The organism is Caldisericum exile AZM16c01 (assembly GCF_000284335.1).
Taxonomy (GTDB): domain Bacteria; phylum Caldisericota; class Caldisericia; order Caldisericales; family Caldisericaceae; genus Caldisericum; species Caldisericum exile.
In genome coordinates, this window is sequence record NC_017096.1 from 797080 (window position 1) to 823156 (window position 26077).

The window sequence follows — 26077 nt, forward strand, 5'->3', positions numbered from 1 at the left end:
TGATATAATCGTTTTGTATGAAAGACTTAGTTTTTCTGATTTTTGCGCTTGTTTTAGTAGGCATTTTTGTCCGGTTAAAGATTAACATTGCAATTTCTATTTTCCTTACAGCAATTATTACATCTCTATTTAAAGGTTTGGGCTTTTTCGCAGTTTTACATCTCATGTTGAAGACCTTAATGCACGTTGATACTATAAACATGATTTTTGTTATAATCATTGTTACTTACCTTGGGGAACTTTTAAAGACCTCTTACTTATTATCGGACATTACCTCTGATTTCAAGAAAATACTCTCACCAAAGGCTTTTCTTCCACTGTTTTCCCTTGTGGTAGGACTATTGCCAATGCCAGGTGGTGCGCTTGTTTCTGCACCGATGGTCGAAGAAGGAGCAAGCGATGTTGAAATTTATCCGAATGAAAAAGCGTTGTTAAATTTTTGGTTCAGACATGTTTGGGAACCAATTTCGCCTCTTTATCCAGAATTCTTATTAGGTGTTTCTATTCTTGGTACAACAATCGGTAAAGTAATTTCAATTCAGTGGCCAATTTCTTTAGGCATGCTTCTTTCCGGCATTGTATTCATCATACCATTGATCAAAAGTGATACAAAACCTAAGGATCGAATAAGTTTGTTCCTTGCGTTGGATATAGCGAAAAATTTATCAACAATTATTTTGATTTTCGTAATGCTATTAATTTTCAAAAAATTACCAAGTTTTATTGCAATGTTATTTGGCCTTTTGTACTTAGTGATATTGAGAAAGGTTCCGCTTCACACGCTAAAAGTATCTTTTAAGTATAAGAAGGTTTTTGAGTATGCGTTTCTCATTTATTCGATTTTCTTTCTTAGAGAAATTGTTACATCGACAAATTTCGCACAGAGTGTTTTCATCGAACTTCAGCAATTAGGAGCGCCTGAGCATTTAATATTGTTTGCTCTACCATTCTCAATTGGCTTCCTTGCAGGCATTTCTTCTGCTTCAATAGGTATTGCATACCCACTTTTAATGCCCCTTTTAAAGGTACATAATGTGCTTGTTTCTTCAAATGTGCTTATTGCATATCTCGGTGTTTGGACTGCTTTACTATTTACACCCATGCACCTTTGCCTTTCTCTAAGCGTAGATTACTTTAAAACCGAGTTTGGCAAGGTCTACAAATTAATGATCAAACCCTTTTTACTATTACTTATAATAACATTATCTTGGTTTTTGTTCCTAAAATTTAAACCTTGATTTTTTTAGTGAAATTTGATATTATTTATATGCATTTGGAGAGGTGACCGAGTGGCTTAAGGTGCACGCCTGGAGAGCGTGTGCGGGTCAAAAGCCTGCCGTGGGTTCAAATCCCACCCTCTCCGCCATTTTTGGGGGTTAAATGTTTTTTCTTTCAAGAGAGTTTTCGTTTGATGCGGCACATCGGGTAATTGACTACAATGGCAAGTGTGAGAAGTTACACGGTCACACATATCATCTTATTGTTACCATAACAGGTGATTTAAAAGAGGATGGTATGGTTCTTGATTTTTCTATCTTAAAAAAAGTAGTTCAAGAGAAAGTTATCGTGTTCCTCGACCATAAATACCTAAATGATGTTTTTGAAAATCCTACAACAGAAATAGTTGCACAATGGATATTTAAGACCTTAGATAATGCTTTTAAAGAATATAATTGCAAGGTCTATGAGATTATACTTTTCGAAGGAGATAATAATAGAGTGAGTATAAGATGAAGGATGTGCAAAGCGAGAAGGATAAAAGAAATATATTCATAGAAAAAGTTGGTGTTTCTTCTATAAAGTATCCCATACGCATTATGGATAAGCAGAATGGCTTTCAAAATACAGTTGCACTTGTGGATATTTACGTAGACCTACCTTCTGAATATAGAGGTACACACATGAGTAGATTTGTGGAAATTCTTAACAAACATAGAAACAACATGTCACTGTCAAACCTGGAAAAGATCCTTGATGACACCAAACAGCAATTAAGGGCAAAAGTTGCACATATAGTGTTAAGATTTCCATACTTCATTCTTAAGAAGGCACCAATTACAAAAGAGGAAAGTTTCATGGACTACGAATGTGCATTTATTGCTTCAAAAAATGAAAAGTTCGATTTTGTGCTTGAAGTAAATGTGCCAGTTCATCTTTTGTGCCCATGTTCAAAGGAAATATCGGATTTTGGGGCACATAATCAGCGAGCAAATATACGTGTAAAAGTTAAAATGGACAGGCTTGTTTGGATCGAAGAGATTGTAGAGATGGTTGAAAATTCTGCAAGTGCTCCACTTTATGCATTGCTTAAACGTCCTGACGAAAAATACATAACTGAAAAGGCATACATGAATCCAAAATTTGTAGAAGACATCGTAAGAGATGTTTCAATTCTTTTTGATAAAGACGAAAGAATCACTTACTATGAAATTGAGGCAATAAGTTATGAAAGCATACACAACCACAGTGCGTATGCTTATTTACACAGAGACAAAAACAGTTATAATAAGTGATAAAAATAATGTTATTCCAAACCAGATATATGCAAGGACCATAAAAACTTTCTCTGGAAAAAGTTTAATAAGAAGAGTAGACGGATCTAAAAGCCAAAAATTGTTTGTAAAAAGTATTCTGTGAAAAATTATAAAAGCAAAATCGAAGTTAATCAAACTAAATATAACAATTATCGCAACAATTCCCAGTGTTACAATACCTGCCTCTCTTATAATTATTTTTTTGAGCTCTCTTCTAAAGACCAAAACCGTAACTAACGCAAAGACAAGAATAAGTAAGGCAAGAAGAATCAAAAATTTTACGTCTTTCATATGAATTTTTTCTATCTCAGACATTTCTTTTATTTCCAATAGAGGCTTTGTGTTAAAAAAGTAATGAATAATAATAGAAACTTTACTTAGATAATCTTCTTTCTCCATATTATTATAATCCTTTAGATGCAACGTGTCATACAGAAGGGAAAATATTGGTTGGTTTAAAAAAAGTATCCAAAATAAAGGTAAGAGAATTAAGATAAGAGTTATGGATATAAGAATTGTTTTTTTAATCATGATAATATCTCATATAAAAGCATTATTGCTCCGTTTTTACTTAATGGGTTATTCTCGTTTCCACATTTTGGAGAGTAAATGCACGAGGGGCACCCATCTTTACAAGGACATGAAGATACGCTCCTTAACGCTTTTTCAAGTAAATCCTCTATCCGATCATAAGCCTTTTCTGTTATACCAATACCACCTTCTATTCCGTCGTACAAGAAAATTGTTGTCATTCCCGTATCAGGATGAAGCGGATGCGAAACACCTCCTATATCGTTTCGATCACACTGAACTACAAGTGGTGTTACACCTACCATAGCATGTTCTGCTGCGTGAATTGCTCCTAGGAAATCTTCAACTTTTTTTATTTTGTCGGTTATCTTGTCGTCAATTGTTATCCACAATGCCTTTGTTTTAAATGTAATTTTCGGTAATTCTAACGGCAAGGTTTCTATTTTTCTATCCGTGAAAAATTGCTTCTTAACAAATCCTCTAATTACTTCCTCAACTGTAACTTCTCCGAAATATGCCTTTACTTTGAAAACATCCTTTTCCTTTAATATGTTATCTACCCAAATTGTTTCAATTGAAAGAGAATCTGTGTAATAATCTGTTACTTCTTTTTGTAGGTAAATTTCTCTATTTTCAAGATCCATATTCTTTACGACATATGTTTCACCTAAATGCATGTATACTGCACCTACAAATGCCTCTTCGAGTGCACGGTTTTTTGAAATTCTTTCAATAACTGTATTTGTCTCAACATCAATAAGTCTAATGTTATCCTCTCCACTACTTCTAAGACTTACTTGTGAAGCAGGTGATTTCCGACCGTTTAAGAAATATTTGTCGCCCTTTCTTACAAGTAAACCTCCTCTTTCTAATTCTTGTAGAGTCCATTTTAAATTGTCTCCAAAGTATTCTTTGTCTACGTCCCATTGGATTGGAAGTTCATACGAGGCACATAATATATGAGGATTGAGTATATAAGGGTTACTCAAATCTATATTCAGACTTTCAAATTTTCCTCGAAAGAGGTATTCTGGGTCTTTTGTAAAATATTGGTCTAATGGATTGCTACTTGTAAGGAAAAAAGTAATTGACTCATGAGTTCTTCCGGATCTTCCCGACTGTTGGAAAAGACTAGAAATACTTCCAGGATACCCAACTATAACAGTTGCGTCTAATTCACCTATATCTATTCCAAGTTCAAGTGCATTTGTTGCAACTACACACTTTATCTCACCACTTTTGAGCTTTCTTTCAATGGTTCTTCTTAACTCTTTCGAGTACCCAGCCCTATATGGAGAGACTGAAAAAGTATTTCCTATTCTTTCTTGGAGAAGTTTTGTCAAAATCTCAACACCTTGACGAGATTTAACAAAAGCAATGACCGTTTGGTTGTTTTTTAATAGTACCTCGATCAAATTTACAGCCTCTTGTATGATGTTCTTCCTCAGGTTTAGTGCTTCATTCACAATTGGAGGGTTGTATATCACAAATAGTTTCCCAAATGGTGGATTGAGAGGGCCTTTGATTAATTCAAATTTTTCGCCAACAAGTTTGCTTGAATATTCAAGTGGATTTTCAAGTGTTGCAGAAGATAAAATGAATTGCGGGTAGCTTCCATAATATGCCAAAAGTCTTCTCAATCTTCTTAACACCATTGAGAAATGCGATCCAAGTACTCCTGAGTAGTAATGCGCTTCGTCTATAACTACAAATTTCAGATTAATCAAAAATCTACTCCATAATGTATGATTTGGAAGCAATCCTACGTGAAGTATATCCGGATTTGCTATTACGATTCTACCATGTTTTCTAATGTATTGTCGGTCTTGTGGTGCAGTATCTCCATCATAAGTGAACGCCGAAATGTTTGTGAGTTCTGATATTTTTTCTAACTGGTCTTGTGCTAGTGCTTTAGTAGGATAAAGATATAAAGCGGTTGCAATTTCATTCTTACTAAGTTCGGAAACTATTGGAATATTAAAAGAAAGGGTTTTCCCTGAAGCAGTTGAAGAAGTGATAATTATGTTGAAGCCTTTCTTCAAAAGATTAAATGCTTCAAGTTGATGTTTGTAGAACCCTAATATTCCTTTTTTCTTAAGTTTTTGTTTTATTTCTTTGTCTATTTCCGAAGGAAAGTCAAAAATCTCGTAGCTTTCTCTTTCAATATTAAATGTTTTAACAATTTGACCTTTGTACTCTCCACTATACTTTATTTCCCTAAGGATGTAATCGATCACTTTATTTTAATTTCTTACTTTTAAGTATTTCGTAAAGTTCAATAAATGTTGAACAGTCAAGACTTGCACCACCAACAAGTCCACCATCTATATTTTCAACTTCTGCGAGACTTCCAAAATTATCAACTTTAATACTTCCACCATAAAGTATTGAAATATCGTTAGAACTTTCTCCAAATTTATGAAATAGCAATTCCCGTATAAACTTGTGTACTTCCCTTGCCTGTTCCGGAGTTGCATTCACCCCTGTTCCAATTGCCCAAACAGGTTCGTATGCAATTATAAAATTATTCGAATTAACTCCATTTAATCCCTGTTCTATCTGCTCCTTTATAACGCTTTCAGTTTTATTTGATTTTCTTTCCTCTAATGTCTCACCTATGCAAAGTACTGGTACTAATTCGTGGTTTATCGCCGATAAAACTTTCTTGTTTATAAGACCGTTATCTTCCTTAAAAATATGCCGTCTTTCTGAATGTCCAATAAGAACATACTTGACTCCAATTTCCTTAAGCATAAGTGGTGAAATTTCTCCTGTGAAAGCGCCTTTTTCTTCATAGTGCATATTCTGTGCTCCTACCGTTATGGGCATAGATCTTACAGTTTTCGCAAAACTTTCCAACGCTGTAAATGGAGGAAATACTCCAATTTCAAATTTTTCATTATACTCAACATAACCTTTTAGACAGTCTGCATATTCTAATGTCTCTTTTATGGTTTTGTGCATCTTCCAATTACCAAAAAGGAAATATTTTTTCATGTTTACCCCTCCTCAAGTTTTTCTTTTAAAAAAGGAAATGGTAAGAGTTCTCTTATATTTGTCTCAATGATTGTTCCCTTCTCATTTACAAGAAAAATTGGGAGATCATTTGAAAATTCCGAAATCACTTGCCTACAGATTCCACAAGGAGGAGAAGGTTCTTCTGTTTTTGTTGCAACAATCAATAATTCAAATTCACGTTCTCCTTCACTTATTGCTTTAAAGATTGCAACTCTTTCTGCGCATATACTTGCCCCATAACTCGAATTTTCAACATTGCAGCCAGTAAAAATTTTACCACTTTTTGTTAGAAGAGCAGCCCCCACTTTGAATTTTGAATATGGAGCATACGCACTGTCCATTGCCTCAATTGCTTTTTTAATTATTTCATTCCTATTCATCTGATTCACCTTCTTTCATATCCTTTATAAAAATAGCTTTTACCTGCACTATCCTTCTATTTCTCACTTTACTTATTATGAATTTTATATTCTCAATCATAACTTCCTCTCCAGGATTCGGCAATCTTCCAAAATGCTCCAGGAGTAACCCACCAATTGTAGATGCTTCTTCACCTGTAAGTTGCACATTAAACATTTCATTGAAATCATCAATGTTAAAGGTTCCGGAAACAAGATAAGCGTGGTCGCTGAGTCTCTGAACTGGCTTTTCTTCTATATCGAATTCGTCTTGGATTTCTCCCACAATCTCTTCAAGTATATCTTCAATTGTAACTAATCCAGAAATTCCACCATACTCGTCGAAAACAAGCGCGATCTGGATTTTGTTCTTCTGCATTTCTTTGAAAAGTTCATCAACACGTTTTGTTTCCGGCACAAAAAATGGTGCTCGTAAAATCTTTTTTATATCCGGTTTTTCTTTTTTAGCTATCACTTTCAATAAATCTTTCACATATAGAATTCCTATTACGTTATCAATCTTTTCTTCATAAACTGGAAACCGCGAATGTGCACTTTTAGTTATTAAATCAAGGATCTCATCAAGATTACTCTCAATATCGATTGCAACGATATCTACACGGGGTGTCATTATATCCTTAACTATTGTATCGCCAAATTCAAAGATGGAATAAATCATCTTTTCTTCCTCGCGTTCTATTAAACCTTCCTTTTTGCCTAATTCAATCATTGACATCACCTCTTCTTCTGACTCAAAAAACTTCTTTTCTGATGTTTTGATTCCTAAAACAAAAAGCAAAAATTGAGAAATTTTTGAAAGGACGTAGGCCAAAGGTCTTAAGATAAAGTAAAAAGGAAGAAATACCGAGAATGTTGGTCCTAAGCTTCTTTCAGGTAGTGCACTGCCTATTGTCTTTGGAATAGTCTCACCAAAAATAACTACCAGGAGCGTTGTTATAATCGTTGCAATGAGTACCACTATTTCGTTTGAAAGCCCATATTTATTAGAATATATAACTGCAATATTTGTAATAACGGCTGAAATAAGGAAATTTACAAAATTATTCCCAATTACAACAGCACTTATAAAATTTTCGGGTCTCTTTTTGTGTTCCAATAGAAGTTTGTATATGAAGTTCTTCTTAGAAAGAGTTTGAATACGTATTAAAGACGAATTAAACATTGCAGATTCAAGCATTGTAAAAACCGCAGAAAAAAGAAGCAAAATAATTACCGCTACCGTGCTTAAACCTAACGAAGACAAAGTTCAATCACCTGCCTTTTTTCTCCTTGCAAAATAACTTGTAAAAGCTTTTCTTCAACTTCTTCCATAAGTACTTTTTCTTCTTCTTTTTCGTGATCATAGCCTAATAGGTGAAGAACTCCATGTATTATAAGGAAGATAAAATAGTCGTTAAAGTTATTACCAAGCTTTTTGGCCTCTTCATGAGCAACCTCTGGGGAAATTAAAATCTCACCATATAAATCTTTACCTTTTTTGTAATCTATTTGAAATGAAAGAACATTTGTTGGTTTGTCTTTATTTCTGTATTTTTTATTTAATTCCCTTATCGCATTTTTAGAAAGTAGTGCAATGCTTATGTACCCTCTTTCTTTTACGTGCAATTCTTCAAAAATAGTTCTTATAATATTCTTTAACGCACATTTATTAACTTTATATTTTCTAACTTTACTTAATACATCAACAGTAACGCTATTTCCCATTTGGATATCTCTCCCTTTTATGATATATAGAAAGTAGGCTTTTTACAAACGACACTTTCACTTTTTCAAGTTCAGAAAAAGTAATTTCAGCATTGGAGAGTTCGCCTTGTTTTATTCTATCGTCTATTAACCTATTAACAAGTTCTTCAATTTTCCTGTAATCTATATCTTCTTTATCAAGACTTTTTGAGGCAGCTTCAACTGCATCTGCAAGGGAAACAATAACCGTTTCCTTTGTATCTGGAAGAGGGCCAGGATATCTAAAATCCTCCATTGACACATTTGTGTCAGATTCTTTTGCCTTAAGATAGAAATACATCATTACACTTTTACCGTGATGTGTTTCTATGAAGTGAATTATGTCGTCCGGGAGCCTATACCTCTTTGCGAGTTCTATTCCGTCTTTGACATGGTTGAGTATAATTACTTTACTCAAACTCGGAGCAATTGTATTATGAATATTTGGGACATCAGCCTGATTTTCGGTAAAGTAAAAAGGATAAAGTAATTTGCCTATGTCGTGATACAATGCACCAACTCTTGTTAAAATTGAATTTGCATTAATGGCTTCCGCCGCTTGTGATGAAATATTTGCAACAAAAAGGCTATGTGCAAAAGTACCTGGTGCTTTTATAGACATTTCTTTAAGAAGAGGGGTATTTAAATCGTTTAATTCAAGCAGTCTTAAAAGCGTTGCCTCATTGAAAATGTGTTCAAAAATATATACAACTGCTATTGCTATTATTGGTGAAAACGCGAAATTTAAAAAGGAATAAAATGAATTTGAAAAAGACAGTTGATTGGGTAAATAAAAATTTTTATTAACAAAAAATACGGTAAATGTAACTGATATTCCTCCAATGATACCTGAAATAAAATAACTTGAAATCTTTTTTGTCATATTTATGTAATAAACAATTGGAACTGAAATTGCAGAAAAGAGAATCAAAAAAAGGAGAGGTTGTGTTAAGAATGGCAAAAGAAGCAAGATAAATATTATAATAGATATAAGCACATCTTTGAATGAGAAAAATTCATTCATAACTATTAAGAACAATAAAACCGGAATAAGGTAAATGGAGACATTACCAAGAAAGTAAGAGGAAAGAAGAACTAAGGTAAGAAGTGCAAAATATTCAAGTATTTTCTGAAATTTCTTTTTTTTCTCATCTATAATAGAAAAAGCAAGAGCAGATTCTATTAGCGATAGAAAAAACAGAAGACCAACGGTAGCATAATTAAATGCTTTATAGATTCCGATTTTTTGTAACATTTTGATATCATCCTCTGTTACTATGTGCCCCTTTTCGATAATTTTCGTCCCTTCTTGCAAAACTACTTGAACTGGCTTTACGTTTTTAATAGCGTCCTGTATCGCTTTATTTGTAGCCTCAGCATCAAAAACAAAGTTTGGTTTTACAAACTTCTGAGAAATCCATAAAGCGAGAACTTCATCATTGCCCGTTAAACCTAATGATTCTGCGTCTCTTTGTATTGACTTAATTGCATCACTAACTTCGCTATCTCTTATTCCTTTTTTGTATAGGCTATTTAATTCATTTGTGAGAAAATTTTTTAGTACATTTAATCGATCAGTTTTAATTTCCATTAAAATATTGGAAATCTCTGGGTCATCATTACATCTTTCTTTTATTAATTCCAATTTTTTATTATTTGTAATTGTTGAATCTTCTTTTATAGATAAAATGCTGTTTATAAAGTTTGCAATGTTACTTTGTACCTCTATCTCTACATTAGAATCATATCTATACAATGGTTTTACTGAATTCTTAGCATTTGCAATAGCCTCTTCAGTTTTTGCTTCATCGATATAAGAAATTGTTGCTGGTACAACTATGTCTTGAGGAGCAGGCTTATTAACAACAATCTTCATTTGGTTCCTTAAAGTGAGAAAAAGAAGTGTGTAATTTAATATGAGCAATAAAGCAAAAATAAGAGCAAAAAGTTTAATCTCTTTTTTAAAGTTACTAAAAACAAATTTAAGATCTATTTTTATCTTTTGATTTATTTTCAAATTTTTCATATGCGTTTATAATTTTTTGAACTAATGAATGTCTTACGATGTCGCTAACATCTAAGTAAACAAACTCGATTCCGTCAACATCTCTTAAAATTTCAACTGATAGTTCTAACCCGTTTTTGCCCTGGGCTGCAAGCAAATCGCTCTGAGTTAAGTCGCCTGTAACAACCATTTTTGATCCAATCCCAAGTCTTGTAAGAAACATTTTCATTTGTGAGAAAGTCGTGTTTTGAGCTTCATCCATAATAATGAAGGCATCATTAAGAGTTCGTCCTCTCATAAAGGCAAGCGGTGCAATTTCAATTGTTTTGTTGTTAATGAGCCTTTGTGTCTTTTCCTGACCCAAAAATTCGAATAAGGCATCATATATGGGTCTAAAATATGGATCTACCTTTTGTTGAATATCGCCCGGCAGATACCCTATTTTTTCGCCCACTTCGACTACAGGTCTCGTTAATATAATTCGTGACACTTTATTTGATAAGAGATATTTCACTGCTACTGCAACCGATAAATAAGTCTTTCCCGTTCCTGCTGGTCCAATTACAAATGTAATATCGTTGTTGTTTATGGCTTCTACAAACTTTTTCTGACCTAAGGTTTTGGGTATAATTCCTCTGCCCTTAATATCCTCAATTATTACTGTTTCAGGTAGTTCTTTTAAAAAGTTACCATCTTTAATTTTAGTTGAGTAGATTACTTCTTCAATTGAAAAAGGATATTTCTTCTCTGCGAGTTGCTCAATTTCTTTTAGGATTTTTTTTGCTATCTGTACATTTTCTTTTTTTCCGCTTACGTATAATTTTTCCTCTCTTAGGGTAATCTTTACGTTTAAATTTTTTTCAATTACCCTAAAATTTTCATCAAGTACTCCAGTTATTTTAATTATATTCTTCGGATTTTTAAGTTTTACTACTTCGGTTTCTTCTCCCATTATCTAATATAGAATAGCAAAAATGTGATTATTCTCAAAGTGTCATTTGATAAATTTTAAGATTTCATTTGATATTTTTGTAAAGGCATCTTTTACTTCGCTGTTTCCCTCAATAAAAAATGACGGGATACCGTTGTCTCCACCTTCACGAACTTGTACCTCTAAAGGAACACTTCCCAAGAATGGCACATCATTATTTTCAGCGAGTTTCTTTCCCCCACCTGCACCGAAGATTTCTGTTTTTACACCGCAATGAGGACATTTGAAGTAAGCCATATTTTCAATTATTCCTAAGACTTCTATATTCATTTGTTTAAACATGTTTAATGCTTTTGAGGCATCAAGTACAGAAACACTTTGGGGTGTCGTTACTATAATACCATATTGTGTAGGAAGAGTTTGAGCAATTGTTAGTGCTACGTCACCAGTTCCAGGGGGTAAATCAACAAAAAGAAAATCAAGTTCTCCCCACTCCACATCTTCATAGAGTTGTTCAAGTGCTTTCGTAACCAATGGTCCTCTCCATATTACAGGAGTAGAAGGATCTTCAATCAAAAATCCGATTGAAATAAGTTTAACACCAAATTTTTCAATAGGTATCATTTTTCTTGTTTCGGTTACCTTTGGAAGTTCCTGCTCTGCGCCAAACATTTTGGGAATGTTAGGTCCATAAATGTCAGCATCCATTATCCCGACCTTGTAGCTAAGATTTGCAAGGGCAACGGCCAGATTTGTTGTTACAGTCGATTTTCCAACACCACCTTTTCCTGATCCAATTGCAATAATATGCTTTATCTTAGGTGTTTCTTTAAATGTAATTTCAAAATCAACAACTTCCGCACCAAGTCGAGTAAGTCGCTGGATTATAATTTGCTTAAGCTGTTCAAGTGTTTCCTCATCTAGTGGATTTAATCTAAGCGCAACATTGACTTTGTTTCCAATAACCTCTACTCCGTCAATGCTTCCGATATTCAAAAGCAACTTTTTAAGTTTTGGGACATATGTCGTCTTTAAAACATCAATTACTTGTGTTTGTAAAATTGGCATAATTTAAACTCCTTTCCAATAAATCTTTTAGTGTTATTTTGCGTAGAAAATCGTCCAACCTATTTTTTAAATATTCGAGAGATTGCATCGAAATACATTCTGATGGTTTACACTTTAAATCCTTTAACCCAAATTCACATTTAACCTCAATGCTACTTCTCTTTACCGCTTCAATAATTTCGAGTACACTTATATCCTTTGGATCTCTAACCAATATATAACCGCCACTTCTTCCCTTTTCGCTTTCAAGGATATGATGCTCTCTAAGCATTGAACATATTCTCAAGATATAAGGAAAAGAAACGTTATTATTTTGCGCAATTTCACTTACTGTTGCGCGCCTATCTTTTTTATTTGCAATGTAAATCAAAGATTTTATAGCATAACCTTCAAGTGTTGTAAGAATCATTTTACCTTCTTTCAATTATTACTAAAGCAGTAATATTATATTGCAATCCTAAAAAAAATCAAGTTGGTTTACTTAAAGCCAATGATTAGAATTCTCTCGGAATCGACATGAAATTTCTCAAAATTGTAGTTTCCAAAGTACTCTAACCTATTGAAACCAGCTCTCTTAAATATGTTTATCATTTCTGTAAGTGAATATATCCTAATATGTCTCAAATAATCCTTTCTAATATTGGGTCCTAAAATGTATCTATGTGTTGAAACAACTGATGTTATGGGGTCGAATTTACGTCTCTCGAGTATAAACACCCCGTCCTCTTTTTCTTTGAATGTCTCCCGTATAAAATATTTCAATATATAATCTCTATTTTCGATATCAATAAGTAGAAAACCGCCCTTTTTTAGTGCTTTATAAAAAAGTAATATTATATTTTCATTGGTCGCATCATCAAAATAACCAAAAGAAGACCACATATTTATTATTGCATCAAATGTATTTTCAAAAGGAATTTCTCGCATATCCATTACTTCGAACTCAACGTTCTCAAGTTGCAATCGGTTTTTAGTCTCTCTTGCTATATTTACATAAAGAGGATTTGAATCTATTCCAAGAGATTTGTATCCACGTTTTGCAAGCTCGATAGAGTGCCTACCGATACCACAACCAGTATCAAGAATATAAGACCCTTTTTTTAAAAATTTTTCAACAAAATCTACTTGTACTTTCGTTCTTTCCTCTTTCTGAGAAAGGAGGAAATATTTCAAGTAGACATCATCAAAATAATTCTTAGTCCAATCCATTTGATGCAATTTCTCGCGCTATAAGGGATGCAACTCTTGCGTTATCTTTTATAAGGGCAATATTTGCTTCAAGCGATTTCCCTTTGCTTATTTCGAAAATTCTTGACAACAAGAACGGAGTAACACCTTTTCCGGTTATTCCTTTTTCTTTCATTTCTTGCAGTGCTTCATTAATCCAAATTTCCATAGTGTTGTAATCTATTTCAAATTCTTCTGGTATTGGATTTGCTACTAAAATTGCACCTGGAACTTTAAGTAATTTCTTAGTTCTGAAAATTTTTGCCACCTCATTTTCAGTAACAGGATTAATTTTTATGCCACTTTTTCTTGAATAAAAAGTAGGGAATTCATCAATCTTGTATCCTAAAATCAAAACGCCTTTAGTCTCTAAATATTCAACCGTTTTTTCTACATCAAGGATTGACTTAACTCCGCTTGATACAACTATAATATTTCTTTCAGCAAGTTCTTCGAGGTCTCTTGAGATATCAAATGTTTCATTCACTTCTCTGTGAACTCCCCCTATTCCTCCCGTTGCAAAGACTTTAATATTTGCTTTCTCTGCAAGGAAAGATGTCGCTGAAACTGTTGTTCCTGCCGATAACCCTTTTGCAACAGCAACAGATATTTCTCTTGTGGAGACTTTTAAGACATCCTTCTTTTTTCCGAGAGTTTCTATTTCATCCTGCGATAATCCAATAATAATTTCCCCATCGAGGATTCCTATTGTTGCAGGAATTGAACCATATTCATTAACTACACTTTCGACTTCAAGTGCCGTCTCAACGTTTTGAGGATATGGCATTCCATGTGTTATAATAGTTGTCTCTAGCGCAACAATAGGATCTCCATTCTCGAGGGCTTTTATTACTTTGCTTGAAATTCTCATTTTAAGCCTGCCTTTGACAACCTATAAATTGCCTCAAGACCTATGTTTATTGCATCTTCTTCTGCACGCTTGAATAATTCTTCTGCGTCAAATGGCTTCATCTTTTTTAGATAAACATTACCGTCAAGCGCAAACAGGGCACCGGCTCTTACACCACGATATTGACTAACAATAAAAACACAACCACTTTCCATTTCGACTGCTTTTACCTTTGCTTTAACAAATTTTTCCATTTCTTCATCCGGATAAGGGACATAGAAAGCATCTTGTGAAATTACAACACCATAGGTAATATTACTTTTAGTTTCTTTTCCTACGTCAATGAGAGTTTTAGTTACATCAAAATCAGCGATAGCAGGGAATGTTGGTCTTAAATAATTTGGTGTTGTTCCATCGTCCCTAATGCTTCCTGTCGCTATAACAACGTCTCCCACATTCAATTGCGGGTCTATTCCACCAGCAGAACCAACACGAATGAAAACTTTTCCTCCAAGATTGATAAGTTCTTCTAATACTATTGCAGTTGAAGGAGCTCCCATACCTGTTGTTGCAATAGTAATCCTCTCTCCTTTGTAAAGTCCGGTATAGACATAAAGAAGCCTATACTCATTAACAAGTTTTGCATTGTCCAAAAGTTTAGACATCTTTTCCGCTCTTTGTGGATTTCCCACAAGGATTACGTAAGGCGAAATATCTTCGCTTTCACATCTAATATGAAACTGTGCCATATTATTTAGCCTCCAATACAAATTTATTTCTATATTATACAACTTTTGGTATAATTTCTAAGAGGTGCCATATGAATGAGATGATAGAAAGATTTATTAAGTACGTAAAAGTAAATACCCAATCGAAGGAAGATTCTGAAACTTTTCCAAGTACTCCCGGACAACTTGAGCTTGCAAATATAATAAAAGAAGATTTAATTGGAATGGGATTTGATGCATCAGTGAGTGAACATGGATATGTCTATGTATTCATTCCTAAGAATATTGATGCAGACTCTCCTAAAATTGGTTTCCTTGCACATCTGGATACTTCTCCTGAGGTTACAGCACAAAAAGTTAATCCTAAATTAGTTGAAAAATATGATGGGAATGATGTTGTGCTCAATCCGGAAAAAAACATAACTTTATCCCCTCAAAAATTTCCAATTCTTAAAGAGTTTATTGGGAATGATCTTATTGTAACAGATGGAACAACTCTTCTGGGAGCAGACGATAAAGCAGGAGTTGTTGAAATTATTCAAGCAATTAAAGAAATAAAAATCGAAAATCTACCACACGGTGATATATACATAGCATTCACTCCAGACGAAGAAGTAGGACATGGTGTCGACAAGATAGACTTATCTATTTTTAAACCAGATTTTGCTTATACTCTTGATGGAGAAGGCTATGGCATTTTTGAATACGAAAACTTTAATGCGGCATTGCTTAAATATAAAATCCATGGTATAAATACACATCCAGGGACTGCAAAAGGTGCAATGAAGAATGCAATTAAAATTTCTCAAGAACTAATGTTTTTATTTCCTCCTTTAGAAACTCCTGAGGCAACCCAAGGATACGAAGGGTTCTACCATTTTTATGAAATTAACGGTGGCGTAGAAGAAGTTAATTTAAAAGCGATTATAAGAGATCACGACAAAACAAAATTCCAACTTAGAAAATACTTTGCAGAAAATATAGCAAATTTTCTAAACGATAAGTATGGAGAAGGCACAGTCTCAATAGAAATAAAGGACCAATACTATAACATGAGAGAAATTATTGAAAAACACCAAGAAGTGCTTGATTTAGCAAAGAGGGCATTTGAAAGGACAGGACTTGAATTCAAGTCAAAACCGATAAGAGGAGGAACTGACGGAGCAAGATTAACATATATGGGAATTCCTACGCCAAACATTTTCTCTGGTGGCTATAACTATCATAGCATATACGAGTTTGTTTCAGTTCAAGCAATGGAAAAAGCCAAAGAAGTTGTTAAAAACATTATTTTATTAGCAACGCAAAAAGGGTAAGTTAATCTGGCAAGTCTTCGTTTTCCTCTTCTACGCTTTCTTCCTCTAATGTCCCTTCTTCTTTTTCCAACTGCTTTAAGTATTGGGAGAGTTTTCGTTTTGCTTTCGCTTCGACTTGTCTAATTCTTTCCCTTGTTACACCAAAAATCGTTCCTACTTCTTCAAGTGTGTGTGGATATTCGCCATCAAGCCCCATTCTGTATTTTAGAATCTCTCTCTCACGTGGTGTGAGTTTATTTAAAACTTTCTCTATCTGCTCTTTGTAGTACTGGTTCAGGCTTTCTCCTTCTGGTGTTAAGTGTCTATTATCTTCAATGAAGTTTTCGAGCCTACTCTCTTCCTCATCGCCAACTGGCATTTCAAGTGATAGTGGTTGTTGAGCAAGTCTTAGGTATTTACTGATCTTTTTTTCAGAAATACCGGTCCTTTCCGCAAGTTCTTTATAAGTGGGCTCCCTACCAAGTTCTTGTATTAACTCTTTAGACGCCTTTTCAATCTTATTGATACTATCGACCATGTGCACAGGAACTCTAATTAATCTTGACTGATCTGCAAGTGCTCTTGTTATTGCTTGTCTAATCCACCAGGTAGCATATGTCGAAAACCTGAAACCTTTCCTATAGTCAAACTTTTCTGCAGCTCTAATAAGGCCGAGATTACCTTCTTGAATCAAATCAAGAAAAGAAAGGCCGTGACCTGTATATCTCTTTGCAATACTAACAACAAGCCTTAAATTTGCCCTTAACAACTTCTCTTTTGCCCATTTTTTCTCTTCTTCACTTCCATGTGCAATTTTCTTAGCAAGTTCCATTTCTTCCTCAGGAGTAAGTAAATCTACCGAGCCAATTGTTGCAAGATAAGATTGTATCGGATTTTTGAGCTCAGTAATTTCAACTTCCTCTACTGCCTTTCTACTTAGTTTTCCTTTTATTTTCTCAAGTCGTTCCTTATCACCAAACTTTACTCTAAGTTTCTGTAAAAGCATAAACATTTCATCTATTTCATCGGCTGTTAAAGGCATCCTCTCAAGAGCGGAAGCAATTTCTTCATATGAAAGGAAGCCTGTTACTCTTCCACGTTCGATAAGTTTTCTTACGACCTCCCTTTCGTCCTTATTCAGCTCCTTTAACTTTTTAAGATAGTTTTTAATTAGTTGTAGTGATGTATCTTTTTCTTGCATTGTATCACCTTCCTTTGTATTGTTTTAAAAGTATATTGAATTCTCTCATTTTTTCGATTTTTTCCTCTCCCTCAAGATTTTGAATCTCATTATATAATGCGTTTAATTTTGCTTCATAAATCTTAATATCTTTGTAAGATTCAATATGCTCCTCTATAGATTCTTCCCTTACAAGGAATTCGTCTCTCATATAAAGTTCTACTGCCTTGTTGTAGGTTTCTTGATCTAGTTCAAACCAGTTTGGGGGATTGACAACACTTCCATCCTCCATATCCTTAAGCGCCGTGGTTACAATTTTTCTAAAGGGCTCATCGAATTCGGCTATAGGACAAACTTTTAAAATCTCATTTATAAGTGGTGAATTCTGTAAAATTGCTTGAGTAAAAACCTCCTGTATTTGATAAATTTTATTTCGGATCCTAGACGTGAGGTTTACCAAGTCTTTGCTTGGGTTGCTACTTTTGTTTTTGCCTGCTATTTTGTTATATGCGTCTATTAAGAATCTTTCTTCAATTTTAGTTTTAAGAGAAATTTCTTTGATGTATTCATAGACAAGTGTTTTACTGTCTATTTTAGAAAGTGCCTCTATCACCTTTTGAATTGCTGAGTTTTTTGTTTGCAAGGTACCGTCTGATTTTGATAATTCGAAGTCAAGGATAAAAAACACGGGATCCTTCGCGTCTTTTATCAAATTCATAACAGCCCCAGTTCCTTCATGCAAAATTATTTCGTCTGGGTCAAGATTGTTCTCGGCTATGACAATTAAAGATGTAAGATCAAATTTATTGCAAATTTCCACAGCTCTTTCTGCACCGTTACGTCCTCCAATATCGTTGTCAAAAAAGAAATAAACCTTAGAAGCAAATCTTTTAATAAGTTTTGCGTGTTGTTCTGTAAAAGCAGTACCCATAGTTGAAACAACATTCTTGATACCATTTTCAAAAAGAATAATAGCATCAAAATATCCTTCCACAATAATTGCTTCTTTTTTTTCTCGTATATAATCTTTTGAAAAATTCATAAGGTAAAGAACTTCGCCTTTTTTGAATATTGGTGAATCAATAGAGTTTAAATATTTTGGTTCTTGATCCGCAAAACTTCTCCCGCTAAAGCCAATAATTTTTCCGTTTAGATCAAATATCGGAATCATAATTCTGTTATAGAAATAAGAAACAACATTTCCAGAATTATCTACCCTGAAATTTCCAGTTTTTAAAATATCCTCTCTTTTAAAACCTTTTGAAAGTAAATAATCGTAAATTCCTCTGTTGTCTTCTCCTATAAACCCCAATTGATAAGTCTTTATGCTTTGATCACTTAATCCACGTTTTACTAAGTACTCAAAAGGCTTTCCTTTTAAATTTTCAACAAAATAATTTTTTGTCTCTTCGTTAATAGCATAAAGGATTTCCCTATCAAAGTTTTCCTTTGGTAAATTATTGGGTATTTCAATTCCAGCAATATCACCGAGTTGCTTAAGTGCATCCTTGAATGACATATTCTCGATTTTCATTAAAAATGTAACAATATCCCCGCTTGCTCCACAACCAAAGCAATGGTACAGTTGCTTTGTAGGACTTACAACAAATGACGGGGTTTTTTCCTGGTGGAATGGACATAAACCTACATAATTTGAACCCTGTTTTTTAAGTTTTACATATTTGCCAATAAAATCTACAATATCTATTTTAGAATGTATTTCTTCTACAATTTCCCTTAAATCTCTCATCAAATATAAATACGAAAATTTACCGTGAATTTCCTTTTTAAAATAGAAATTTTATGAATAGGTCAATTTACGATATTGGACTTGGGAACATTATCGATTGTACTAATTCTATAGCAAATCTATCAGTCATTGACGAAATATAGTCTGCAATTGCTCTAACCCTCTCTCTTTTATCTTCCTTGAGATATGAGACAGGGTCTTTGTGATGTATAATGATCGGATGTGAATGGAGATAATCTCTGAGCTTCTCTATATTATTCATATAATAATCAAAAAGGAATCCTAAAATGATTTTTACTTTTTCTTCCTCCTTTTTTGGCTCTGAACCAATATAAACTTTTTCCATAAGAAAATTTTTCCATTCATCCATTGCCATTTCAATATCAGTTGAAACAGTAATCTTATCCTTGTTCCTACTTTCCTCTATTACGTTTAAAATTATGGTAGAAAGTCTCTTGCTGTTATTGTCCCCAAGAATTTTTTTAACCTTTTCTGGTACATCGCTTTCCTTAATAATTTTTGCTCTTATCGCATCATCAAGGTCGTGGTGCAAATAGGCAATTCTATCAGAAATTCTCACAACTTGCCCTTCAAGGGTAGAAGGAAGTGCACTGTCCGAGAAATCTTTTAAATCTTTCAAACCTTTGCTATGTTTTGCAATACCTTCACGAACTTCATGTGTTAGATTTAAACCGAACACCTCTGTCCCATCAGACTTCAAACGTTTTTCAAGTAAGTCTACCACTCTTAAACTTTGCTCGGTATGAACGAATTGCATGTCTTCAAAATACTCTTTTACTTTTTCATTTAATACTTCTTCTCCTGCATGACCAAAAGGAGAATGTCCTAAGTCGTGTCCAACCGCTATTGCTTCAGTTAAATCGGGATTTAAACGAAGTGCTCTCGATATTGATCTTGCAATAGCCATTACCTCAAGAGTATGCGTGAGCCTATTTCTATAGTGATCTCCCTTAGGTGCAATGAAAACCTGTGTTTTGTATTGAAGACGCCTGAATGCTTTTGAATATATTATCCTATCTACATCCCTTTGAAAGTCAGTTCTATAAGGGTCTTTTTTTTCAGGAATTGCTCTCCCCACCGAGTTCTTGCTAAGGCAAGCAAGTGGAGAGAGCAATCTTTCTTCTAAATGCTCGTATTCTTCTCTTATCACTTATCTACAAAAACTGTTTTTCCTTTTTCTTTTACTGAAACTTGAGCAGCAGCAAGTCTTGCAATAGGAACTCTGAATGGAGAACAACTCACATAGTCAAGGCCCGCATAGTGGAAAAACTCTATCGATTCAGGATCTCCACCATGTTCTCCGCAAACTCCAATTTCAAGTGATGGATTTGCATGTCTTCCTAAGACAACGCCGATTCTTACAAGTTTTCCAACCCCATCTCTATCAATCGTCATAAAAGGATCTTTTTCAAGAATTTTATGTTCAAGATAATATGGTAAGAAAGTTCCCTCTGCGTCGTCTCTACTATACGCAAAAGTAGTCTGCGTTAAATCGTTTGTTCCATAGGAGAAGAAATCTGCATATTGAGCTATTTGATCAGCTGTAAGTGCTGCTCTCGGTACTTCTACCATTGTACCAATTTCAATTTTTAAATTCATTCCTGCCTCATTTAACTTATCTTTAACAATTTTTTCAACTTTTTCACGTAAAGTTCTCATCTCGTTAACATGTCCAATAAGTGGTAACATAATTTTTGGTTTTGGATTAAATCCCTCTTTCTTTAATTGGATTGCAGCATCTACAATTGCTTGAGTTTGCATTTCATAAATTTCGGGATAAATAATTCCAACACGGCAACCCCTAAAACCAATCATTGGATTAAATTCTGAAAGTTCTTTAGACCTTTTCAGTTGACGTTCTTTCTTTTTGAGAAGCTCAGAATCAAAATCTGTTTGTCTTAATTCCTCGATTTCTTTCTCTAACCTTTCTCTTTGCGGTAAGAACTCATGGAGAGGAGGATCGAGCAATCTTATTATTACTGGAAACCCATCCATTTCCTTAAGAATTTCATAGAAATCTTTTTTCTGAAGTGGCTCAAGTTTACTCAAATGTTCCCTTCTTTCTTCTGGCGTCTCTGCGATTATCATGTCCTGCATTACTGGAAGTCTGTCTGGCTGTAAAAACATTCTCTCTGTTCTACAAAGTCCAATACCTTCTGCTCCGTAACTTCTTGCTCTACGTGCTTCTTCGGGAGTATTTGCATTTGCTTTAACGCCAAGTTTACGTAATTCATCAGCAATTTTTAAGAATTCCTCAAATTCACCAGATAATTCTGGTTCAACCATTGGTACTTCACCAAGTATTACGTTTCCTGTTGTTCCGTCAATGGTTATGATATCGTTTTCTCTTACGGTAACACCGTTTACTACAAAAGTCTTATTTTCAAGGTCAAGTTTGATAGATTCTGCACCTACTATACATGGAATTCCCATTCCTCTTGCAACTACTGCTGCATGTGCTGTCATTCCCCCACGAGTGGTAAGAATACCCTGAGAGTGTGCCATTCCTTCGAGATCTTCCGGAGTTGTTTCTGGTCTTACAAGAATTACTGCCTCACCAATTTTGCCTCTTTGGGCTGCCTCCTTTACATCGAAGACTACTTTACCAGATGCAGCACCTGGAGATGCGGGTAATCCCTTTGCGATCACTTTAACCTCTGCTTTTGGATCTATCATTTTATGCAAAAGTTGATCAATTTGTTCTGTTGATACTCTCAAAACAGCTTCTTCCTTTGTTATTAGGCCCTCTTTTACCATATCAACGGCGATTTTTACGGCGGCACGGGCGGTTCTTTTACCAGAACGGGTTTGAAGCATATAGAGTTTACCACGCTCTATTGTGAATTCCATATCTTGCATATCTCTATAGTGATGCTCAAGAATATTAGCAACCCTTAAAAGTTCATTATAAGTTTCAGGCATCTCGTTTTTAAGTTCGTCAATTTGTTTTGGTGTCCTAATACCAGCTACAACATCTTCACCTTGTGCATTTACTAGGTACTCTCCATATAACTTTTTCTCACCCGTAGATGGATTCCTCGTGAATGCTACACCCGTTGCAGAGTCATTACCCATGTTTCCAAAAACCATCATCACTATGTTTACTGCTGTTCCCAAATCATCAGGAATTTTATTCAGCATTCTGTAGGTAATTGCTCTTGGATTGTTCCAGGATTTAAATACTGCTTCAATTGCAAGGAAAAGTTGCTCCATTGGATCTTGTGGAAAATCCTTACCTGTATGTTCTCTATAAAGCTTCTTGTAATCTGCTATTACTTCTTTTAGAACTTCTTCAGTAAGTTCAACGTCAGATTTAAAGCCGTTCTTTTCTTTGTGATATGAGAGAATTTTCTCAAACTCCTCATGAGGAACTCCCATAACCACATCTCCAAACATCTGAATGAATCTACGGTAACTGTCATAAGCAAATCTTCCATTTTGGGTAAGTTTCTTTAAACCCTCAACTGCCTCATCGTTTAATCCAAGGTTAAGAATTGTATCCATCATTCCAGGCATCGAGACAGGCGCACCAGATCTAACTGAAACAAGGAGAGGATTTTCAGGATCTCCAAATTTTTTCGCAGTCTTTTCTTCTAATTTTCTTAGATGTTCTAAGGTCTCTTGCTTTATTTCTTCGCTTATATAGCCTCTTTTTTGATAATCTTTGCACGCTTCAGTTGTAATTGTAAAACCTGGTGGTACAGGCAAGCCTATTCGTGTCATTTCTGACAAGCCAGCTCCCTTGCCACCAAGAAGGTTTCTCATTTGTTCACTACCTTCTTCAAAATCATAAACCCATTTAGCCATAATTACCTCCATCTTAAAATTTAAATTCCTTAGTTTTATATTTTACCACAAAAAGAACGAAATTAATATTTCTCAATAACAACTTCCGAAAACATAGCAAAGTTTTCAAAAAGTTTGAGGACCTTTGAAAGTTGTGCAAGTCTATTGTTTCTTATTCTTTCATCTTTATCCATAACGAGAACTTTGTCAAAAAACTTATTTACGCTTGGAACATATAGGTATAAAAGATGAATAACTGCATCATAATCTCTTGATTTTAGCATTTCGTTTAAAAGTTTCTCGCTTTCGTTTGTAACAGTGTATAATTCCTTTTCTGCCTCTTCAATCAAAAGATTCTCTGAAATAAATTCACTTTCAACAGTTGCTTTTTGTAATATATTTCTTATTCTTTTGTGCACAGTCACAATTTCTTTAAATTTTTCATCCTTTGAGTATTTTTCAAGAGTTTTCGCTCTCTCTAAAAACGTTGGCATTAAATCAATTGGAAGCGTAGTGACTGCATTTGCAATATCGTAACTTATATTGTTAGATCTTATTAAGTAGTTTGCCCTTTCCCTTATAAGACTTAAAACTTCGCTTTGAATTGAACTATTTTCTTTATTAAACGCGTTCAAACTCAGTATAAAGTTGATAAGATCAGAAATTGGAAAAACATTTTCGTCAAGAGTAAAAGCAATTTGCACTATTCCAAGAGCACTTCTCCTCAATCCAAACGGATCTTTGGAGCTTGTAAATTCAATACCCTTTCCAATGCTTAATACAAGCGTATCCAATTTATCTATAATGCTCAGGTATTTTCCGAGTTTAGTAATCGGAAGTTCATCGCCTGAAAATTTTGGAAGATACTGCTCTGAAATTGCATTTGCAACTTCTTCTCTTTCACCTTGTATTTTTGCGTAAATACCACCCATTGTACCCTGAAGTTCTGGGAATTCTTTTACTACTTGAGTTGTTATATCAGCCTTGGAAAGAAAACATGCTCTTTTTAAGAGCGCCACTTCATTTGGATCTAACCTAAGCAATTCACCAAGATAATCAGCAATTCTAACAAGTCTTTCTGTCTTGTCGAAAAGTGTGCCTAAACCAGAAATGAACACTATGTCCTTCAACTTTGGAACTCTTGTTTCGAGTCTTTCTTTCTTATCTTCTTCGAAGAAGAATGCACCATCATAAAGCCTTGCTGTTGCAACTTTCTCATATCCTTTTTTTACATTCTCAATAAAATCAGAAGTTCCGTTTCTAATACCAATAAAATATGGCAGGACTTTTTTAAAATCTTTAGAGTAAATCGGAAACGACTTTAAATGATCCTTTATAACGCTTTCTATAATGCAATCAGGTATATCAAATTTCTCAAGTTTAAGTTCACACAGAAATGGCGTTGGAAACTCTGTTAAATTTACAACTTCCTCCAAAAACTCTTCCTCAAATTTAACTTTTCCTCCAACGGAGGCTGAGATTTTCTCAACTCCTTTTCTAATAATGTTTTCCCTTTCTTTGTAATCAAGAACTATATAGCGCTCTCTAACTTTTGTAAAATAATCAACCGGGCTTTCACAATTAAACTCAAACGGCGAATCAAAGTAAAAACCAAAGGATTTATTTGACGATTTGATTCCAGCATATTCAACATTTACTATTTCATCTCCAAAAAGTGAAAGAAAATTTCTTATCGGTCTTAAAAAAACGACGTTAGAATTATTCCATCTCATTCCTCTAGGAAATGTTAAGCTTTTAAGTGAACTTAACACAACTTCTCGAAGGACATCTTTCGCATTTCTCCCTTCAATTCTTTTATAACCAAAAACATATTTGCTGTCCTTAATCTCTTTAATTTTGATCTCATCTTCTTTTAAGTTATTAGCTTCCAAAAATTTCTTAAGCACGAGCGTTGCGTTTCCTTGTTCATCATAAGCAATTTTGTGTGACGGTCCCTTTATTTCTAAGACTCTATCTTCTTCCTTTTCTTCTACATTCTTAACGAAAAGAACTAATCTTCTTGGTGTTGAAAAGGCTTTAATCTCTCCGTGCTTAAGAGTACTCTCGCTTAAATTTTTTTCTGCTAATTCCTTTAGTTGGAGAGTAACCCCATTAAGTAGTCTTGCAGGCATTTCCTCAGTGTATATCTCAAATAGAAAGTCCCTCATGTTCTACCTCTCTTTCTAAGACTATTTTTGCTGAAAGTTCTGCAAGATGTCTCATTCTTCCAATCATATTCTGTCTTTCGGAGGCACTTATAACACCTCTTGCATCAAGTAAGTTGAAGGTATGTGAGCACTTTAAGAGATACATATAACCAGGCATAAGAATCCCTTGTTCCAAAATTCTTTTTGCTTCAGACTCAAACTTGTTAAAAAGATCAAATAGTAAATCTATATCGCTCTCGTCAAACGCGTATATGCACTCTTCTTTTTCCTCTTGCTTTCTTAGTTCACCATAAGTTGTAGTTTCATTCCACTGAATATCGAAAATATTATCCTTGTCCTGCAAAAACATTGCAAGTCTCTCAAGGCCGTAAGTAATTTCTACAGATACAGGATCGAGATTGATACCTGCAGCAAGTTGAAAATACGTAAACTGAGTTATTTCAAGACCGTCAAGTCGCACTTCCCAACCAACACCCTGTGCACCAAGTACTGCTGTTTCCCAATTGTCCTCTAAAAACTTTATCTCATGTTTTGCAAGTTTCAAGCCAAGATACTTCAAGCTTTCAAGATAAATATCTTTAATGTTTTCAAGTGGTGGTTTTATGATAACTTGAAATTGGTGGTGCATGTACAGTCTATTAGGATTTTCACCGTAACGTCCGTCGGCAGGACGTCTTGAAGGTTGAACATAAGCAACCATCCACGGTTTTTTACCTAAAACTTTTAAAAATGTATAAGGACTTAAAGTTCCTGCACCAACTTCTTGGTCAAACGGTGGTAAAATTACACAACCTTGTTTTTGCCAAAAATGTTCTAATTTAAAAATTAAATCTTGAAAGTACAT

23 protein-coding genes and 1 tRNA gene are annotated in these 26077 nt (G+C 34.3%); 5 read left to right on the forward strand and 19 right to left on the reverse strand.

Features of this window, described 5'->3' with window-relative positions:
* The first annotated feature begins 17 nt into the window (after positions 1-17).
* From CSE_RS03910 to folE2, 4 genes are all read left to right on the forward strand, one after another.
* Positions 18-1238 (forward strand): DUF401 family protein, encoded by a 1221-nt coding sequence (locus tag CSE_RS03910; RefSeq protein ID WP_014453343.1) that lies wholly within the window; start codon positions 18-20, stop codon positions 1236-1238.
* 37 nt (positions 1239-1275) lie between these two features.
* Positions 1276-1366, forward strand: a tRNA-Ser gene (locus tag CSE_RS03915).
* Positions 1367-1380: 14 nt separating this feature from the next.
* Positions 1381-1734 (forward strand): 6-carboxytetrahydropterin synthase QueD, encoded by a 354-nt coding sequence (queD, locus tag CSE_RS03920; protein ID WP_014453344.1) that lies wholly within the window; start codon positions 1381-1383, stop codon positions 1732-1734.
* Positions 1731-2513, forward strand: a complete 783-nt coding sequence (folE2, locus tag CSE_RS03925; protein ID WP_014453345.1) for a GTP cyclohydrolase FolE2 — start codon at positions 1731-1733, stop codon at positions 2511-2513. The genes queD and folE2 overlap by 4 nt, the downstream gene beginning before the upstream one ends.
* Here the strand turns inward: folE2 and CSE_RS03930 are convergent.
* The 13 genes from CSE_RS03930 to CSE_RS03990 form a co-directional block, all read right to left on the reverse strand.
* Positions 2481-3065 carry a lipoprotein intramolecular transacylase Lit gene (locus CSE_RS03930; protein ID WP_014453346.1) on the reverse strand — a complete coding sequence of 195 codons (585 nt, stop codon included), beginning with the start codon at positions 3063-3065 and terminating at the stop codon, positions 2481-2483. The genes folE2 and CSE_RS03930 overlap by 33 nt on opposite strands.
* The gene (locus tag CSE_RS03935) at positions 3062-5302 is read right to left on the reverse strand and encodes a DEAD/DEAH box helicase (protein ID WP_014453347.1); all 2241 of its coding nucleotides are present in this window, start codon (positions 5300-5302) and stop codon (positions 3062-3064) included. Before CSE_RS03935 ends, CSE_RS03930 begins: the two co-directional genes overlap by 4 nt.
* A gap of 1 nt (position 5303) precedes the next feature.
* Positions 5304-6062 carry a triose-phosphate isomerase gene (gene tpiA, locus CSE_RS03940; RefSeq protein WP_014453348.1) on the reverse strand — a complete coding sequence of 253 codons (759 nt, stop codon included), beginning with the start codon at positions 6060-6062 and terminating at the stop codon, positions 5304-5306.
* Between the two features lie 2 nt (positions 6063-6064).
* On the reverse strand, positions 6065-6463 hold the full coding sequence (gene cdd / locus CSE_RS03945) for a cytidine deaminase (protein ID WP_014453349.1): 399 nt from the start codon (positions 6461-6463) through the stop codon (positions 6065-6067).
* On the reverse strand, positions 6456-7745 hold the full coding sequence (locus tag CSE_RS03950) for a hemolysin family protein (RefSeq protein ID WP_014453350.1): 1290 nt from the start codon (positions 7743-7745) through the stop codon (positions 6456-6458). Before CSE_RS03950 ends, cdd begins: the two co-directional genes overlap by 8 nt.
* Entirely contained in the window at positions 7733-8206 is a 474-nt protein-coding gene (gene ybeY / locus CSE_RS03955; protein ID WP_014453351.1) for an rRNA maturation RNase YbeY, read from the reverse strand. The genes CSE_RS03950 and ybeY overlap by 13 nt, the downstream gene beginning before the upstream one ends.
* Positions 8196-10100 carry an HD family phosphohydrolase gene (locus CSE_RS07900; protein WP_172633861.1) on the reverse strand — a complete coding sequence of 635 codons (1905 nt, stop codon included), beginning with the start codon at positions 10098-10100 and terminating at the stop codon, positions 8196-8198. The genes ybeY and CSE_RS07900 overlap by 11 nt, the downstream gene beginning before the upstream one ends.
* 106 nt (positions 10101-10206) lie before the next feature.
* The gene (locus tag CSE_RS03965; RefSeq protein WP_014453353.1) at positions 10207-11181 is read right to left on the reverse strand and encodes a PhoH family protein; all 975 of its coding nucleotides are present in this window, start codon (positions 11179-11181) and stop codon (positions 10207-10209) included.
* A 42-nt stretch (positions 11182-11223) separates the two neighbouring features.
* Positions 11224-12228, reverse strand: coding sequence for an Mrp/NBP35 family ATP-binding protein (locus CSE_RS03970; RefSeq protein ID WP_014453354.1), 1005 nt, complete (start codon positions 12226-12228; stop codon positions 11224-11226).
* On the reverse strand, positions 12200-12637 hold the full coding sequence (locus CSE_RS03975; protein ID WP_014453355.1) for an RrF2 family transcriptional regulator: 438 nt from the start codon (positions 12635-12637) through the stop codon (positions 12200-12202). Before CSE_RS03975 ends, CSE_RS03970 begins: the two co-directional genes overlap by 29 nt.
* A gap of 68 nt (positions 12638-12705) precedes the next feature.
* Positions 12706-13401: a class I SAM-dependent methyltransferase gene (locus CSE_RS03980; protein WP_172633862.1), complete on the reverse strand. Its 696-nt coding sequence runs from the start codon at positions 13399-13401 to the stop codon at positions 12706-12708.
* Positions 13402-13423: 22 nt separating this feature from the next.
* The gene (locus tag CSE_RS03985; RefSeq protein WP_014453357.1) at positions 13424-14326 is read right to left on the reverse strand and encodes a pseudouridine-5'-phosphate glycosidase; all 903 of its coding nucleotides are present in this window, start codon (positions 14324-14326) and stop codon (positions 13424-13426) included.
* Entirely contained in the window at positions 14323-15054 is a 732-nt protein-coding gene (locus CSE_RS03990) for a nucleoside phosphorylase (protein ID WP_014453358.1), read from the reverse strand. Before CSE_RS03990 ends, CSE_RS03985 begins: the two co-directional genes overlap by 4 nt.
* Positions 15055-15125: 71 nt before the next feature.
* Here CSE_RS03990 and pepT point away from each other — a divergent pair, with 71 nt between their 5' ends.
* Positions 15126-16349 carry a peptidase T gene (gene pepT, locus CSE_RS03995; protein ID WP_014453359.1) on the forward strand — a complete coding sequence of 408 codons (1224 nt, stop codon included), beginning with the start codon at positions 15126-15128 and terminating at the stop codon, positions 16347-16349.
* Position 16350: 1 nt separating this feature from the next.
* On the opposite strand, the gene CSE_RS04000 is transcribed toward pepT, so the two are convergent.
* From CSE_RS04000 to CSE_RS04025, 6 genes are all read right to left on the reverse strand, one after another.
* Positions 16351-17529, reverse strand: a complete 1179-nt coding sequence (locus tag CSE_RS04000; protein ID WP_014453360.1) for a sigma-70 family RNA polymerase sigma factor — start codon at positions 17527-17529, stop codon at positions 16351-16353.
* Between the two features lie 4 nt (positions 17530-17533).
* Positions 17534-19258 (reverse strand): DNA primase, encoded by a 1725-nt coding sequence (gene dnaG, locus CSE_RS07905; protein ID WP_014453361.1) that lies wholly within the window; start codon positions 19256-19258, stop codon positions 17534-17536.
* A 67-nt stretch (positions 19259-19325) separates the two neighbouring features.
* A complete protein-coding gene (locus tag CSE_RS04010) occupies positions 19326-20429 on the reverse strand; it encodes a deoxyguanosinetriphosphate triphosphohydrolase (RefSeq protein WP_014453362.1) in 1104 nt (367 codons plus the stop codon).
* Positions 20426-23086, reverse strand: coding sequence for a pyruvate, phosphate dikinase (gene ppdK, locus CSE_RS04015; protein WP_014453363.1), 2661 nt, complete (start codon positions 23084-23086; stop codon positions 20426-20428). The genes CSE_RS04010 and ppdK overlap by 4 nt, the downstream gene beginning before the upstream one ends.
* 62 nt (positions 23087-23148) lie before the next feature.
* Positions 23149-25233 (reverse strand): glycine--tRNA ligase subunit beta, encoded by a 2085-nt coding sequence (gene glyS, locus CSE_RS04020; protein ID WP_014453364.1) that lies wholly within the window; start codon positions 25231-25233, stop codon positions 23149-23151.
* Positions 25214-26077, reverse strand: a complete 864-nt coding sequence (locus tag CSE_RS04025) for a glycine--tRNA ligase subunit alpha (RefSeq protein ID WP_014453365.1) — start codon at positions 26075-26077, stop codon at positions 25214-25216. The genes glyS and CSE_RS04025 overlap by 20 nt, the downstream gene beginning before the upstream one ends.

What these genes read in the sequence shown, in the direction of transcription:
- tpiA (WP_014453348.1), bottom strand. Translation starts at nt 6,062, where the DNA reads ATGAAAAAATATTTCCTTTTTGGTAATTGGAAGATGCACAAAACCATA.
- CSE_RS07900 (WP_172633861.1), bottom strand. Translation starts at nt 10,100, where the DNA reads ATGAAGATTGTTGTTAATAAGCCTGCTCCTCAAGACATAGTTGTACCA.
- CSE_RS03990 (WP_014453358.1), bottom strand. Translation starts at nt 15,054, where the DNA reads ATGGCACAGTTTCATATTAGATGTGAAAGCGAAGATATTTCGCCTTAC.
- cdd (WP_014453349.1), bottom strand. Translation starts at nt 6,463, where the DNA reads ATGAATAGGAATGAAATAATTAAAAAAGCAATTGAGGCAATGGACAGT.
- CSE_RS03975 (WP_014453355.1), bottom strand. Translation starts at nt 12,637, where the DNA reads ATGATTCTTACAACACTTGAAGGTTATGCTATAAAATCTTTGATTTAC.
- CSE_RS04000 (WP_014453360.1), bottom strand. Translation starts at nt 17,529, where the DNA reads ATGCAAGAAAAAGATACATCACTACAACTAATTAAAAACTATCTTAAA.
- pepT (WP_014453359.1), top strand. Translation starts at nt 15,126, where the DNA reads ATGAATGAGATGATAGAAAGATTTATTAAGTACGTAAAAGTAAATACC.
- CSE_RS04025 (WP_014453365.1), bottom strand. Translation starts at nt 26,077, where the DNA reads ATGTACTTTCAAGATTTAATTTTTAAATTAGAACATTTTTGGCAAAAA.
- queD (WP_014453344.1), top strand. Translation starts at nt 1,381, where the DNA reads ATGTTTTTTCTTTCAAGAGAGTTTTCGTTTGATGCGGCACATCGGGTA.
- CSE_RS03985 (WP_014453357.1), bottom strand. Translation starts at nt 14,326, where the DNA reads ATGAGAATTTCAAGCAAAGTAATAAAAGCCCTCGAGAATGGAGATCCT.
- CSE_RS03965 (WP_014453353.1), bottom strand. Translation starts at nt 11,181, where the DNA reads ATGGGAGAAGAAACCGAAGTAGTAAAACTTAAAAATCCGAAGAATATA.
- glyS (WP_014453364.1), bottom strand. Translation starts at nt 25,233, where the DNA reads ATGAGGGACTTTCTATTTGAGATATACACTGAGGAAATGCCTGCAAGA.
- ybeY (WP_014453351.1), bottom strand. Translation starts at nt 8,206, where the DNA reads ATGGGAAATAGCGTTACTGTTGATGTATTAAGTAAAGTTAGAAAATAT.
- dnaG (WP_014453361.1), bottom strand. Translation starts at nt 19,258, where the DNA reads ATGAGAGATTTAAGGGAAATTGTAGAAGAAATACATTCTAAAATAGAT.
- CSE_RS03930 (WP_014453346.1), bottom strand. Translation starts at nt 3,065, where the DNA reads ATGATTAAAAAAACAATTCTTATATCCATAACTCTTATCTTAATTCTC.
- CSE_RS03970 (WP_014453354.1), bottom strand. Translation starts at nt 12,228, where the DNA reads ATGCCAATTTTACAAACACAAGTAATTGATGTTTTAAAGACGACATAT.
- folE2 (WP_014453345.1), top strand. Translation starts at nt 1,731, where the DNA reads ATGAAGGATGTGCAAAGCGAGAAGGATAAAAGAAATATATTCATAGAA.
- CSE_RS03910 (WP_014453343.1), top strand. Translation starts at nt 18, where the DNA reads ATGAAAGACTTAGTTTTTCTGATTTTTGCGCTTGTTTTAGTAGGCATT.
- ppdK (WP_014453363.1), bottom strand. Translation starts at nt 23,086, where the DNA reads ATGGCTAAATGGGTTTATGATTTTGAAGAAGGTAGTGAACAAATGAGA.